The organism is Pseudomonas sp. LF-5 (assembly GCF_037626295.1).
Lineage (GTDB): Bacteria > Pseudomonadota > Gammaproteobacteria > Pseudomonadales > Pseudomonadaceae > Aquipseudomonas > Aquipseudomonas monsensis.
Genome location: NZ_JARKMT010000002.1, coordinates 805,641 through 817,798 on the forward strand (window position 1 = coordinate 805,641; position 12,158 = coordinate 817,798).

General features: G+C 59.3%; 11 protein-coding genes. 7 read left to right on the forward strand and 4 right to left on the reverse strand.

The features are described from left to right. Position 1: 1 nt before the first annotated feature. The 7 genes from PseuLF5_RS10925 (at position 2) to PseuLF5_RS10955 (ending at position 5,689) form a co-directional block, all read left to right on the forward strand. Positions 2-991 carry an alpha/beta fold hydrolase gene (locus PseuLF5_RS10925; protein WP_322374083.1) on the forward strand — a complete coding sequence of 330 codons (990 nt, stop codon included), beginning with the start codon at positions 2-4 and terminating at the stop codon, positions 989-991. A gap of 226 nt (positions 992-1,217) precedes the next feature. Continuing rightward, entirely contained in the window at positions 1,218-1,709 is a 492-nt protein-coding gene (rraA, locus tag PseuLF5_RS10930) for a ribonuclease E activity regulator RraA (protein ID WP_128616022.1), read from the forward strand. A gap of 25 nt (positions 1,710-1,734) precedes the next feature. Next, positions 1,735-2,730, forward strand: coding sequence for a zinc transporter ZntB (locus PseuLF5_RS10935; protein WP_123463639.1), 996 nt, complete (start codon positions 1,735-1,737; stop codon positions 2,728-2,730). A 63-nt stretch (positions 2,731-2,793) separates the two neighbouring features. After that, the gene (locus PseuLF5_RS10940; protein WP_123463637.1) at positions 2,794-3,042 is read left to right on the forward strand and encodes a CrfX protein; all 249 of its coding nucleotides are present in this window, start codon (positions 2,794-2,796) and stop codon (positions 3,040-3,042) included. 2 nt (positions 3,043-3,044) lie between these two features. Next, positions 3,045-3,869, forward strand: coding sequence for a mechanosensitive ion channel family protein (locus tag PseuLF5_RS10945; RefSeq protein ID WP_123463635.1), 825 nt, complete (start codon positions 3,045-3,047; stop codon positions 3,867-3,869). An 87-nt stretch (positions 3,870-3,956) separates the two neighbouring features. Beyond that, positions 3,957-4,547, forward strand: a complete 591-nt coding sequence (gene sigX, locus PseuLF5_RS10950; RefSeq protein WP_011333251.1) for an RNA polymerase sigma factor SigX — start codon at positions 3,957-3,959, stop codon at positions 4,545-4,547. Positions 4,548-4,654: 107 nt separating this feature from the next. After that, a complete protein-coding gene (locus PseuLF5_RS10955; protein ID WP_123463633.1) occupies positions 4,655-5,689 on the forward strand; it encodes an OmpA family protein in 1,035 nt (344 codons plus the stop codon). 62 nt (positions 5,690-5,751) lie between these two features. On the opposite strand, the gene cobA is transcribed toward PseuLF5_RS10955, so the two are convergent. The 4 genes from cobA to nirB are packed head-to-tail and all read right to left on the reverse strand — an operon-like array spanning position 5,752 to position 12,011. Next, on the reverse strand, positions 5,752-6,519 hold the full coding sequence (cobA, locus tag PseuLF5_RS10960; RefSeq protein WP_340133501.1) for a uroporphyrinogen-III C-methyltransferase: 768 nt from the start codon (positions 6,517-6,519) through the stop codon (positions 5,752-5,754). A 13-nt stretch (positions 6,520-6,532) separates the two neighbouring features. Further along, positions 6,533-9,244: a nitrate reductase gene (locus tag PseuLF5_RS10965; protein ID WP_340133503.1), complete on the reverse strand. Its 2,712-nt coding sequence runs from the start codon at positions 9,242-9,244 to the stop codon at positions 6,533-6,535. Next, positions 9,244-9,561 (reverse strand): nitrite reductase small subunit NirD, encoded by a 318-nt coding sequence (nirD, locus tag PseuLF5_RS10970; RefSeq protein WP_123463626.1) that lies wholly within the window; start codon positions 9,559-9,561, stop codon positions 9,244-9,246. The genes PseuLF5_RS10965 and nirD overlap by 1 nt, the downstream gene beginning before the upstream one ends. After that, complete coding sequence (gene nirB, locus PseuLF5_RS10975; protein ID WP_336347717.1) at positions 9,558-12,011, reverse strand: nitrite reductase large subunit NirB; 2,454 nt, start codon at positions 12,009-12,011, stop codon at positions 9,558-9,560. Before nirB ends, nirD begins: the two co-directional genes overlap by 4 nt. Positions 12,012-12,158: the final 147 nt, after the last annotated feature.

Below are 12,158 nucleotides of genomic sequence, written 5' to 3' on the forward strand. Positions count from 1 at the left end.
TATGCAAAGCAGCAGCAACCTATTTCCCGTCGCCCTGATCAGCGCCGAACGTCGCGGTGATCTGAGCGAAGACGTGTATCGCTTGAAACCCGGCAACAGCCCGGACTGGTCCGTGGAAATCGCCGTGACCCGCTTAGGCATGGCCGATGAACCGGCGTCCCGTGGCGTGCCGGTGATCTTGCTGCACGGCAGTTTCTCCAACCGGCGTTTCTGGTTTTCCCCCAAGGGCCTGGGATTGGGCGCGTACCTCACGCGTCTGGGCTACGACGTGTGGATCCCGGAGATGCGCGGCCACGGCCTGTCGCAGCGCAATGAGGATTACCGCCGCAATCGTGTGGCTGACTACGCCCGTTACGATCTGCCGGCGATTGCCGCGTTCGTGCGCGAGCAGAGCGGGCAGGTGCCGCACTGGATCGGCCATTCGCTTGGCGGCATCACCCTGGCGGCGGCGCTCGGCGGCGAATACCTTGGCGAGCCGGCCGTGGCCTCGGCGGCGTTTTTCGGTACCCAGGTCAGCCGCACCTACTGGCCGCTGAAGATCCCGCCAGTGGAGTGGAGCGGGCGCTTCATTCTCAAGCGTTTCGCGCAATTGTCCGGCTCGCGTCTCAAGCGTGGTCCGGAAGACGAGCCGATCGGTCTGGCGCTGGAAAGCATGCGCTGGTACGGCCTGTTCGGCCGTTTTGGCGACAAGGACAAGGATTGGTGGGCCGGTCTCGCCGAGGTTCAGGTACCGGTGCTGGCGGTGACGGCAGCGGGAGATCATCAGGACCCGGCGTGGGCCTGTCGCAAGCTGTTCGAGCAAATCGGTTCCGAGCACAAACAGTTCGTCAACCTGGGGCGTGAGCAGGGCTTTAGCGACAACTTCGGGCATGTCGAGATGCTGGTCAGCAAAGCGGCGCAGGCCGAAGTCTGGCCACTGGTTGCGCGCTGGCTGCAGGATCAGCACGCGCCACTGCTGGGCGAGAAACCGGATCTGGCCGCGGCGGTTTGAGCCGCAGGCGCTGAAAAGGCCATTTCGTTCGAATCGGCTTGCGGCTAAGATATGACGCATTGTGCAATTTTGGTCATATTTAGTGGCTGTTTAGCTATTACGTTTCAGCAATTGTTCAGGTTCGTTCAGCGACCATTGCATGAACTAAGGTAAACAGCGACCGCCGGGACTCGTTTCAACAGAGTGCGACATCCTTGATCGTCTTCCTTGTTACAGGAGTTTTTCGATGAACCATTACCTCACGCCTGACCTGTGCGACGCCTATCCGGAACTGGTGCAGGTGCTGGAACCGATGTTCAGCAATTTCGGCGGCCGTGATTCCTTCGGCGGCGAAATCGTGACCATCAAATGCTTCGAAGACAACTCGCTGGTCAAAGAACAAGCCGAACACCAGGGCAATGGCAAGGTGCTGGTGGTCGATGGCGGCGGTTCGCTGCGTTGCGCGCTGCTGGGCGACATGATTGCCGAAAAAGCTGCGAAAAACGGCTGGGAAGGGCTGGTGATCTACGGCTGCATCCGTGACGTTGACGTGATCGCGCAGACCGATCTGGGCGTTCAGGCCCTGGCCAGCCATCCAAAGAAGACTGAAAAACGCGGCATCGGCGACCTCAACGTCCCGGTGACCTTCGCGGGCGTGACGTTTCACCCCGGCCAGTACATTTATGCGGACAACAACGGCGTGATCGTCTCGCCGAGTCCGCTGAAGATGCCTGAATAAACTGCGGTACGACCAAGGGATGCGGATGTTCGAGGAAGAAAACGCGCAATGGGGGCTGGTGCATGCCCTGGTGCTGGACGGTAAAGGCGGTGCGCGTTCGATAGCCCGGACCGAGCTCGACGATTTGCAGCTGCAGGCGCATGAAAGCCTGTGGCTGCACTGGGATCGCAGCCATCCGCAAACCCAGACCTGGCTGCGTCGGTCCAGTGGACTCAACGAGTTCACCTGCGACCTGCTGCTGGAAGAGAACACCCGTCCGCGCCTGTTGCCGTTGCCCGATTCCGAGCTGCTGCTGTTTCTGCGCGGGGTCAACCTCAATCCGGGGGCTGAACCTGAAGACATGGTTTCGGTGCGGATTTTTGCTAGCGCCCAGCGAGTGATCTCCCTGCGTCTGCGTCCATTGCGTGCCACCGATGAGTTGCTGGCTCAACTGGCGGACGGCAAAGGCCCGAAAACTTCCTCCGAACTCATTCTTTATCTGGCGCAGTTCCTCACCAACAAGGTGCAGGATCTGGTCACTTGCCTCTCGGAAATCGCCGATGAGGAAGAAGAAAAAATGGATGCCGACGAACGGTATACTCCCGAACATGGCGCCATTTTGCACATCCGTCGTCGGGCGGCCGGACTAAAGCGTTTTCTTGCACCGCAGCGGGATATTTTCGGACAACTCACGCGGATAAAACTGCCGTGGTTTGTCGATGACGATGCCGATTACTGGAACGAACTCAACAACAGCCTGACCCGCTATCTCGAAGAGCTCGAATTGACCCGAGAGCGCGTGGGGCTTGTGCTGGAGGCCGAAGACCGGCGTTTGAGCGAGCGCATGAATCGCACCATGTACCGCTTCGGGATCATCACCTGCATCTTTTTGCCGATGAGTTTCATCACCGGTCTGCTGGGCATAAACGTCGGCGGTATCCCGTTCTCCAGCAGCCCTTATGGTTTCCTGATTGCCTGTCTGACGGTACTCGCCCTGGCCTGCGGTCAGTGGTGGTTATTCCGTCGTTTGCGCTGGGTATGAAGATGGCGCATGTGACCCGACCAAATCTGCCCGCGTCTTTCACAGACATCACGAGAGGTGCGTATGCACGATCCGTTTGAACAGTCTTTGCGTGACATGCTCAACGCTTCGCCGTCCAGCCGCGACGACGATGCGTGCCTGGGCCGCGTACTCAAAACCGCCAACCGCCAGGTTGGCGCCGGTGATCTGTTCAGCCTGCTGGGCCGTTGGCTGCCCGCGCTGATGATCGCCCTGAATAACGGATCGGCCCACGTCTCGCCGGTTTCCCGTCTTCGTAAACCTGCTGACCGCACTGCTGATAAGGCTGATTGAATATGGAACTTGATCTCTGGACTCAGAGCCTCGTCACTGCAATGACTGCGTTGTGGACCAAAGTCGCCAACTTCATTCCGAATCTGTTCGGCGCCCTGGTGGTGCTGCTGTTGGGTTTCGTGGTGGCGAAGCTGCTCGATACCTTGCTGTCCAAATTGCTCGCCAAACTGGGCCTTGATCGCCTGATGGGCGGCACCGGACTGACCAAGTTGATGTCGCGGGCGGGTTTGCAGGTACCGATTTCGACCTTGATCGGCAAAATCGTCTATTGGTTCGTTCTGCTGATTTTTCTGGTTTCTGCGGCAGAGTCTCTTGGGCTTGAGCGAGTTTCAGCTACGCTCGACATGCTGGCGTTGTATTTGCCGAAAGTTTTCGGCGCTGGCCTGGTGCTGCTGGTGGGTGTCTTGCTCGCTCAGCTGGCCAACGGGCTGGTGCGCGGGGCGGCAGAAGGCGTAGGGCTGGACTACGCTTCGGGTTTGGGTCGAATTGCCCAAGGGTTGGTGATCATCATCAGCATCTCGGTCGCAATCAGCCAGCTCGAGGTCAAGACCGACCTGCTGAACCATGTGATCGTCATCGTTTTGATTACCGTTGGTCTGGCGGTTGCGCTGGCAATGGGGCTAGGCAGCCGGGAAATTGCCGGTCAGATTCTTGCGGGAATCTATGTGCGTGAGTTGTATCAGGTTGGGCAACAAGTGCGTGTTGGTGAGGTCGAAGGCCAGATCGAGGAGATCGGCACGGTTAAAACCACATTGTTGACCGATGAGGGTGAGCTAGTCTCACTCTCCAATCGGATCCTGCTGGAACAGCATGTGAGTAGCCGCTAACCCGGCAAACCCTGCTAATGTATGCCGCCGCAAAATGCCCTGAGAGGGTAGCGGCGGACATTGACCTGACTGTCGGCACGACTTGTTTTGAATAAAGCCCAAACGCTATCCACGCGCTATGACCCCCGTGAGCTCTCTGATGAGGAGTTGGTCGCGCGCTCGCATACCGAGCTGTTTCACGTTACGCGCGCCTATGAAGAGCTGATGCGGCGTTACCAGCGAACATTATTTAACGTTTGTGCGAGATATCTTGGGAACGATCGCGACGCAGACGATGTCTGTCAGGAAGTCATGTTGAAGGTGCTGTACGGCCTGAAGAACTTCGAGGGGAAATCGAAGTTCAAAACGTGGCTCTACAGCATCACGTACAACGAATGTATTACGCAGTATCGGAAGGAACGGCGAAAGCGTCGCTTGATGGACGCATTGAGTCTTGACCCCCTCGAGGAAGCGTCCGAAGAAAAGGCGCCGAAACCCGAGGAGAAGGGCGGGCTTGATCGCTGGCTGGTGTATGTGAACCCGATTGACCGCGAAATTCTGGTGCTTCGATTTGTCGCAGAGCTGGAATTTCAGGAGATCGCAGACATCATGCACATGGGTTTGAGTGCGACAAAAATGCGTTACAAACGTGCTCTAGATAAATTGCGTGAGAAATTTGCAGGCATTGCTGAAACTTAGTTCAGCGCAAATATCTCTTACGTGTAGGCAAGTTCTGATAGACTTGCCGCCGAGTTGTCCCCCGGTTTGCGGGACTGCTTCACAATCACCAGATGGGGATTTAACGGATGAAACTGAAAAACACCTTGGGCTTGGCCATTGGTTCTCTGATTGCCGCCACTTCGTTCGGCGCTCTGGCACAAGGCCAAGGCGCAGTTGAAATCGAAGGCTTCGCAAAGAAAGAACAATTCGACAGCGCTCGTAACTTCAAGAACAACGGCAACCTGTTCGGCGGCTCGATCGGTTACTTCCTGACCGACGACGTTGAACTGCGTCTGGGCTACGACGAAGTGCACAACGTACGTGCCGATGATGGCAAGAACGTAAAAGGCGCTAACACCGCTCTGGACGCTCTGTACCACTTCAACAACCCAGGCGACATGCTGCGTCCATACGTCTCGGCCGGTTTCTCCGACCAGAGCATCGACCAGAACGGTTCGAACGGTCGTAACCGTTCTACCTTCGCTAACGTTGGTGGCGGTGCCAAGCTGTACTTCACTGACAACTTCTACGCTCGTGCCGGCGTTGAAGCTCAGTACAACATCGACCAGGGCGACACCGAGTGGGCTCCTAGCGTTGGTATCGGTGTGAACTTCGGTGGCGGCTCCAAGCCTGCTGCTGCTCCAGTTCCAGCACCAGCTGAAGTCTGCTCCGACAGCGACAACGATGGCGTTTGCGACAACGTTGACAAGTGCCCGGACACCCCAGCCAACGTAACTGTTGACGCTGATGGCTGCCCAGCAGTTGCTGAAGTTGTTCGTGTAGAGCTGGACGTGAAATTCGACTTCGACAAGTCCGTCGTCAAGCCAAACAGCTACGCTGACATCAAGAACCTGGCTGACTTCATGAAGCAGTACCCAGCCACTCACACCACTGTTGAAGGTCACACTGACTCCGTCGGTCCTGACGCTTACAACCAGAAACTGTCTGAGCGTCGTGCAAACGCCGTTAAGCAAGTTCTGACCAACCAGTACGGTGTTGAATCGTCCCGCGTTCAGTCGATCGGCTACGGCGAAACCCGCCCAGTTGCTGACAACAAAACTGAAGCTGGCCGTGCTGTAAACCGTCGCGTAGAAGCGCAGGTTGAAGCTCAAGCTAAGTAATTAGCTGCCGCTCCGAGAAAAGCCCGGCTCAGGCCGGGCTTTTCTTTGCCTGCGATTTGGGCTTACGAGACGCACGCGGTCCCTGTGCAGGTGCTGCCGCAGGCTGCGATCTTTTGATCTTCAACAACAGCCGCCACTGCGCCGATCACCAGAATGGCAGGGCTCTTGAGTTCAAACCTGCACGCATCGCCACTCATTGACGTCAGATTGCTCCGGCATTCGCGCTGCGCTGGCAACGACGCATTCTCGATCATCGCCACCGGCGTATCCGCCGCCATCCCGCCCGCCAACAGTTGATCGCGAATCTCGCCCAGCTTGGCCACGCCCATATAAATCACCAGCGTCGTGCCGCCCTGCGCCAGTGCCTGCCAGTTCAACTGGCTGTCGTCCTGCGTGTGTGCAGTCACCAGTGTCACCCCACGCGCCACGCCGCGTAACGTCAGCGGAATATCACATTGCGTCGCCCCGGCCAGCCCGGCGGTGATGCCATTGACCAATTCCACTTCAACACCACGCTCACGCAGCCACTGTGCCTCTTCACCACCACGTCCGAAAATGCACGGATCGCCGCCCTTGAGCCGTACCACGCACTTGCCCTGGCGGGCATAGCGCAGCATCAGTCGATGGATAAAGGCCTGCGGTGTCGATCGGCATCCACCCCGTTTGCCCACCGCAATGATGCGCGCGGCAGGGCAGTGTTCCAGCACCGCGCCGTTGACCAGATCATCGATCAGCACCACATCGGCTTCGCGCAAGGCGCGTACCGCTTTGAGGGTCAGCAGTTCCGGATCACCCGGCCCTGCACCCACCAGCCAGACTTTCGCATTCATGGTGTGTTCCTCATCAGATGACGGCTGGCTGCAGGTTGGCAGCCAGCAAGCGTTTTATTTCCGGGACACACGAGCCGCATTGCGTGCCGCAGCCCAGCTGGCTCTTCAGACCCTGCAGATCCAAGCCCCGGCGAATGCCGGCGCAGACCGCGTTGAGGCTGACGTTTTTGCAGTTGCACAGGGTTTTATCCACAGCCATTTGCGCCCCGGCACTGCCCGGCGGCGCGCTCATGGGCGCCAGCAGCCAGCGCCGCAGTTGTTCATCCGCACGGCCTTCCAGCCACAACCCTTGCAGCCAATGCTGGGCGAGGGTTTCGCCGGCGAGGCGAATCGCCGTGATCCGGCCGTTTTCAATGCGCACACGCTTGCCAATGGCACGGCGTGGATCGTCGTAGGCCAACACCGGGCCGTCGCTGAGCGAAAGGCATCGGTCGATTTCACCGAGCAATGGCGCATCCGGTGCCTCGTGGCTGGCTGCGCGTATCAGCAATGCTGATCGTTCACGTCCGACAAGGCTGAGACTGACGTAGGAAAACGCCTCGCAGAGAGGGCGTAGGGCCTCGATATGCCGTTGAACATCGCCCTCGATCAGGGCGAACAGTTGCCACGGCAAGTCCACTTTCTCCAGGCGCACGCCACTGTGTTTGAGCTCCGGTTGCTTCGACAACGGGTCGAACGCCGGTTGGGTCAGATTGTTCACACCGCCCTTGAGAAAACGATCGCCCCAATGCATGGGTAAAAACGCCTGTCCCGGACGCACGCTGTCGTCGCTGCCGACAGCAACGATCACGGCGCCCCGACGGCTTTTCAGGTTGACCAGATCGCCAGGCTGCAAGCGATGCCGACGCAATTCATCCGGATGCAGGCTTAACTGCGCCTCGCTGACATGCCCAAACAATTGAGCAGCCGTACCGGTACGGCTCATACCGTGCCACTGATCACGCAGGCGCCCGGTGATTAATGTCAACGGGAAGCGCGCATCACGCTGCTCTTTGGCAGCTCGATAAGGCTCGGCCATGAACTGAGCGCGCCCGTTGGCCGTAGGAAAAATGCCGTCTGCGTACAAGCGCGCCGTCCCTTTTCGGGCGCCGATGGGGAAGGGCCATTGCTGCGGCCCGATCTCATCAATCAAGGCGTGACTGATTCCGGACAAGTCCAGATCCCGACCGCGCGTCAGCAGTTTGTATTCATCGAATAACTGCGCGGATTGATCGAAGGCAAACAGGCTTGGCGCCTCGGGGCGCATGCGTTTCTCCAGCCGTTGTGCAAAGTCCACCGTGATCGACCAATCCGCTCGCGCTTCACCGGGTGGGAGAATGGCTTTGCGCACGTGGGAAATACGACGCTCGGAATTGGTCACCGAACCTTCCTTCTCGCCCCAACTGGCAGCGGGCAAGAGCAGGTCGGCGAACGCAGCGGTTTCGGTGGTGCGGAAGGCTTCTTGCAGTACGACAAACGGGCAGGCTTGCAGCGCTGCCCGCACCGCGCTCTGATCCGGCAGCGATTGCGCCGGGTTCGTGCAGGCAATCCACAGCGCCTTGATCTTGCCATTGCGCACCTGCTCGAACAGTTCGATGGCGCTGAGCCCGGGGGTTTCCGGAAGCCGCTCTACACCCCAGTAGTGCGCCACGTCGGCGCGGTGTTGCGGGTTGGCGACCTCTCGATGGCCGGGCAACAGGTTCGCCAGGCTGCCGGTTTCCCGCCCGCCCATGGCATTCGGCTGACCGGTAAGGGAGAACGGTCCTGCTCCCGGACGGCCAATTTGCCCGGTGGCCAGATGCAGATTGATCAATGCGCTGTTTTTCGCGCTGCCGGCCGTGGACTGGTTCAAGCCCATGCACCACAAGGACAGAAAACTCGCTGACGTGCCCACCCATTCAGCACATTGCTGCAATTGCTCGAGGCTGATCCCGCACAATTGCGCAACCATTTGCGGGGTGTAATCGCGCACCAGGTTCTTCAACTCGGCAAGGCCTTCGGTGTGCGCCTTGATGAAGTCGCGATCGATCCAGTCTTCCCACAACAGCAGATGCAAAATCCCATGAAACAAAGCGACATCGGTGCCCGGCAAAATGGCCAGATGCAGATCCGCCAAGTCGCAGGTGTCGGTGCGGCGGGGATCTATGACGATGACCTTCATCTGTGGGCGGCGGGATTTTGCCTCTTCAAGCCGACGAAAAAGTACCGGATGTGCGTAGGCCATGTTACTGCCGACGATCATCACGCAATCACTGAGTTCCAGATCCTCGTAGCTGCACGGTGGCGCGTCGGCACCGAGGCTGCGCTTGTAGCCAACCACTGCCGAAGACATGCACAGCCGTGAATTGCTGTCGATGTTGTTGGTGCCGACCAGCGCCCGGGCGAGCTTGTTGAAGGCGTAGTAGTCCTCGGTCAGCAACTGGCCGGAAATATAGAACGCCACGCTGTCCGGGCCGTGTTCGGCGATGGTCTCGGCGAATACGTTGGCGGCGTGTTCCAGTGCGGTGTCCCAATCGGTGCGGCTGCGCGCCAGACCCTTGCCCAGGCGCAGTTCCGGGTACAGCGCGCGCGCCGCGAGGTCGCCAGTCAGATGCAGGGTCGAGCCTTTGCTGCACAGTTTGCCGAAGTTGGCCGGATGCGCCGGATCGCCGCTGACGCCGAGGATACGCTCGCCGTCATGTTCGATCAGCACGCCGCAGCCGACCCCGCAATAGCAGCAGGTCGAGGCGGTCGTCTGGCGGTTCATCAGACGGCATCCCGCAGCGCCAGTTGCACCCGGCCGTTCTCGACCCGGGCCGGATGATGGTGCGCGCAGCCGATGTCCGGGGCCTGGGCTTCGCCGGTTTGCAGGTCGATCTGCCAGTTGTGCAACGGACAGGCCACGCGCTTACCGTAGATCAAACCCTGCGACAACGGGCCGCCCTTGTGTGGGCAGCGGTCATCAAGAGCGAAAACCTCATCGTCGCTTGTCCGAAAAATCGCGATGTCGCCTTTGGGGCCAGCAATGATCCGCGAACCGAGCGCATTGATTTCATCTAGGGCACAGATATCGAGCCAGTTCATGCCGGTACCTCCAGGTTTTTCACGGGAATCACGTCGAATTCTTTCTTCAGTTGCGGCTGCGCCAGACGCTCTTTCCACGGGTCCTGTTCGAACGACAGGGAGAATTGCAGGCGTTCGTTGAGGGCTTTGCGGCGCTCCGGGTCTTCAAGCACCGCTTGCTTGATGTGCTCCATGCCGACCCGTTGCAGGTAGTGCACGGTGCGTTCGAGGTAAAAGGCTTCTTCGCGATAGAGCTGCAGGAAGGCGCCGTTGTATTCACGGACTTCTTCGGCGGTCTTGAGCTTGACGAAGAACTCGGCGACTTCGGTCTTGATCCCGCCGTTGCCGCCGATGTACATCTCCCAGCCGGAGTCGACGCCGATGATGCCGACGTCCTTGATCCCCGCTTCCGAGCAGTTGCGTGGGCAACCGGAGACGGCCAGCTTCACTTTGTGCGGTGACCACATGTTGAACAGGTCGTGTTCCAGTTCGATGCCCAACTGGGTCGAATTCTGCGTGCCGAAGCGGCAGAACTCGCTGCCGACGCAGGTTTTAACGGTGCGGATGGATTTGCCGTAGGCGTGGCCGGAGGGCATGTCGAGGTCCTTCCAGACGCCGGGCAAGTCCTGCTTCTTGATCCCCAGCAGGTCGATGCGCTGGCCGCCGGTGACCTTGACCATGGGCACGTTGTACTTGTCGGCTACGTCGGCGATCCGCCGCAGTTCCGAAGGGTTGGTCACGCCGCCCCACATCCGCGGAACCACCGAGTAGGTGCCGTCCTTCTGAATGTTGGCGTGGGCGCGTTCGTTGATCAGGCGCGATTGCGGATCGTCCTTGGCTTCGCCGGGCCAGGTGGAAATCAGGTAGTAGTTCAGCGCCGGCCGGCAGGTTGCACAGCCATTGGGTGTACGCCAGTTGAGGTAACTCATGACGCCCGCGATGGTCAGCAGATGCTGCTCGCGAATGGCCTGGCGAATCTGCCCGTGATTGAGGTCGCTGCAGCCGCAGATGGCTTTTTCGCTTTTTGGTTTGACGTCCGCCGCGCCGCCGACGGTGTTGATCAGGATCTGCTCGACCAGCCCGGTGCAGGAACCACAGGAACTGGCAGCTTTGGTATGTTTTTTCACCTCGTCGACGCTGAACAGGCCGTGTTCCTGGATCGCCTTGACGATGGTGCCTTTGCACACGCCGTTGCAGCCGCAGACTTCGGCGGTGTCGGCCATGCTCATGGCTTTGTCCTGGCCTTGATGTCCTACATCGCCTAACGCATTTTCCCCAAACATCAGATGATCGCGGATCTCGCCGATGGCGTGATTCTCACGAATCTGCCGGAAATACCAACCGCCATCCGCCGTATCGCCGTACAGACAGGCGCCGACCAGTACGTCATCCTTGATCACCAGTTTTTTGTACACGCCGCCAATCGGATCGGAGAGGGTGATGGTTTCCGTGCCTTCACCGCCCATGAAGTCGCCGGCGGAGAACAGGTCGATGCCGGTGACTTTCAATTTGGTCGAGGTTACCGAGCCCTGATAACGGGCGAATCCCAATTGTGCGAGGTGGTTGGCGCAGACCTTGGCTTGTTCAAACAGCGGTGCTACCAGGCCATAGGCGATGCCGCGATGGCTGGCACACTCGCCGATGGCATAAATACGCGGGTCGTAGGTTTGCAGGGTGTCGTTGACCAGAATCCCGCGGTTGCACGGGATGCCGGCTTTTTCCGCCAGTTCGGTATTGGGGCGAATGCCGGCGGCCATTACCACCAGATCGGCCGGGATGATGTCGCCGTTCTTGAATTGCACCGAGCCGACGCGGCCGTTGCCGGCGTCATGCAGTGCCTGGGTTTGCTCGCTCAGGCGAAAGTGCAGGCCGCGTGACTCAAGGGCGCTTTGCAGGAGTTGGCCGCTGGTCTTGTCCAGTTGCCGCTCCAGCAGCCATTCACCAAGGTGCACCACGGTGACGTGCATGCCGCGCAGCATCAGGCCGTTGGCGGCTTCGAGGCCGAGCAGGCCACCGCCGATGACCACCGCGTGCTTGTGGGTTTTCGCGGTGTCGATCATTGCCTGGGTGTCGGCGATGTCGCGGTAGCCGATCACCCCGTGCAGAGTGTTACCGGGGATCGGCAGGATGAACGGCGTCGAGCCGGTGGCGATCAACAGACGATCGTATTCAGCTTCGGTGCCGTCCTCGGCGATTACCCGACGTTTGACCCGGTCGATCTCCACCACTTTGCGGTTGAGCAGCAGCTTGATGTTGTTTTCCAGGTACCAGTCCAGATCGTTGAGGACGATCTCTTCGAAAGTCTGCTCACCGGCCAGCACTGGCGAGAGCAGGATGCGGTTGTAGTTGGTGTGCGGTTCGGCGCCGAAGACGGTGATGTCATAGAGCTCGTCGCTCAGTTTGAGCAGTTCTTCCAGGGTGCGGACGCCGGCCATGCCATTGCCGATCATCACCAGTTTGAGTTTTTTCATCAGGGTCTCCGGGGAGCGGCGGCTGGCCTCTTGTGGGCAGTCAGGCCTTGCTCGAGAAATTTTGCGCAAACAAAAAAAGGCGTCCCGCTAGTTGCCTAGCGAGGACGCCTTTGTCCTGGTCCCGTTCTCTCGGGAAGCCCGGCCTTC

Excerpts from the sequence above, each read along its gene's own strand:
- PseuLF5_RS10925 (WP_322374083.1), top strand. The coding sequence starts at position 2 with ATGCAAAGCAGCAGCAACCTATTTCCCGTCGCCCTGATCAGCGCCGAA.
- rraA (WP_128616022.1), top strand. The coding sequence starts at position 1,218 with ATGAACCATTACCTCACGCCTGACCTGTGCGACGCCTATCCGGAACTG.
- PseuLF5_RS10935 (WP_123463639.1), top strand. The coding sequence starts at position 1,735 with ATGTTCGAGGAAGAAAACGCGCAATGGGGGCTGGTGCATGCCCTGGTG.
- PseuLF5_RS10940 (WP_123463637.1), top strand. The coding sequence starts at position 2,794 with ATGCACGATCCGTTTGAACAGTCTTTGCGTGACATGCTCAACGCTTCG.
- PseuLF5_RS10945 (WP_123463635.1), top strand. The coding sequence starts at position 3,045 with ATGGAACTTGATCTCTGGACTCAGAGCCTCGTCACTGCAATGACTGCG.
- PseuLF5_RS10955 (WP_123463633.1), top strand. The coding sequence starts at position 4,655 with ATGAAACTGAAAAACACCTTGGGCTTGGCCATTGGTTCTCTGATTGCC.
- cobA (WP_340133501.1), bottom strand. The coding sequence starts at position 6,519 with ATGAATGCGAAAGTCTGGCTGGTGGGTGCAGGGCCGGGTGATCCGGAA.
- PseuLF5_RS10965 (WP_340133503.1), bottom strand. The coding sequence starts at position 9,244 with ATGAACCGCCAGACGACCGCCTCGACCTGCTGCTATTGCGGGGTCGGC.
- nirD (WP_123463626.1), bottom strand. The coding sequence starts at position 9,561 with ATGAACTGGCTCGATATCTGTGCCCTAGATGAAATCAATGCGCTCGGT.
- nirB (WP_336347717.1), bottom strand. The coding sequence starts at position 12,011 with ATGAAAAAACTCAAACTGGTGATGATCGGCAATGGCATGGCCGGCGTC.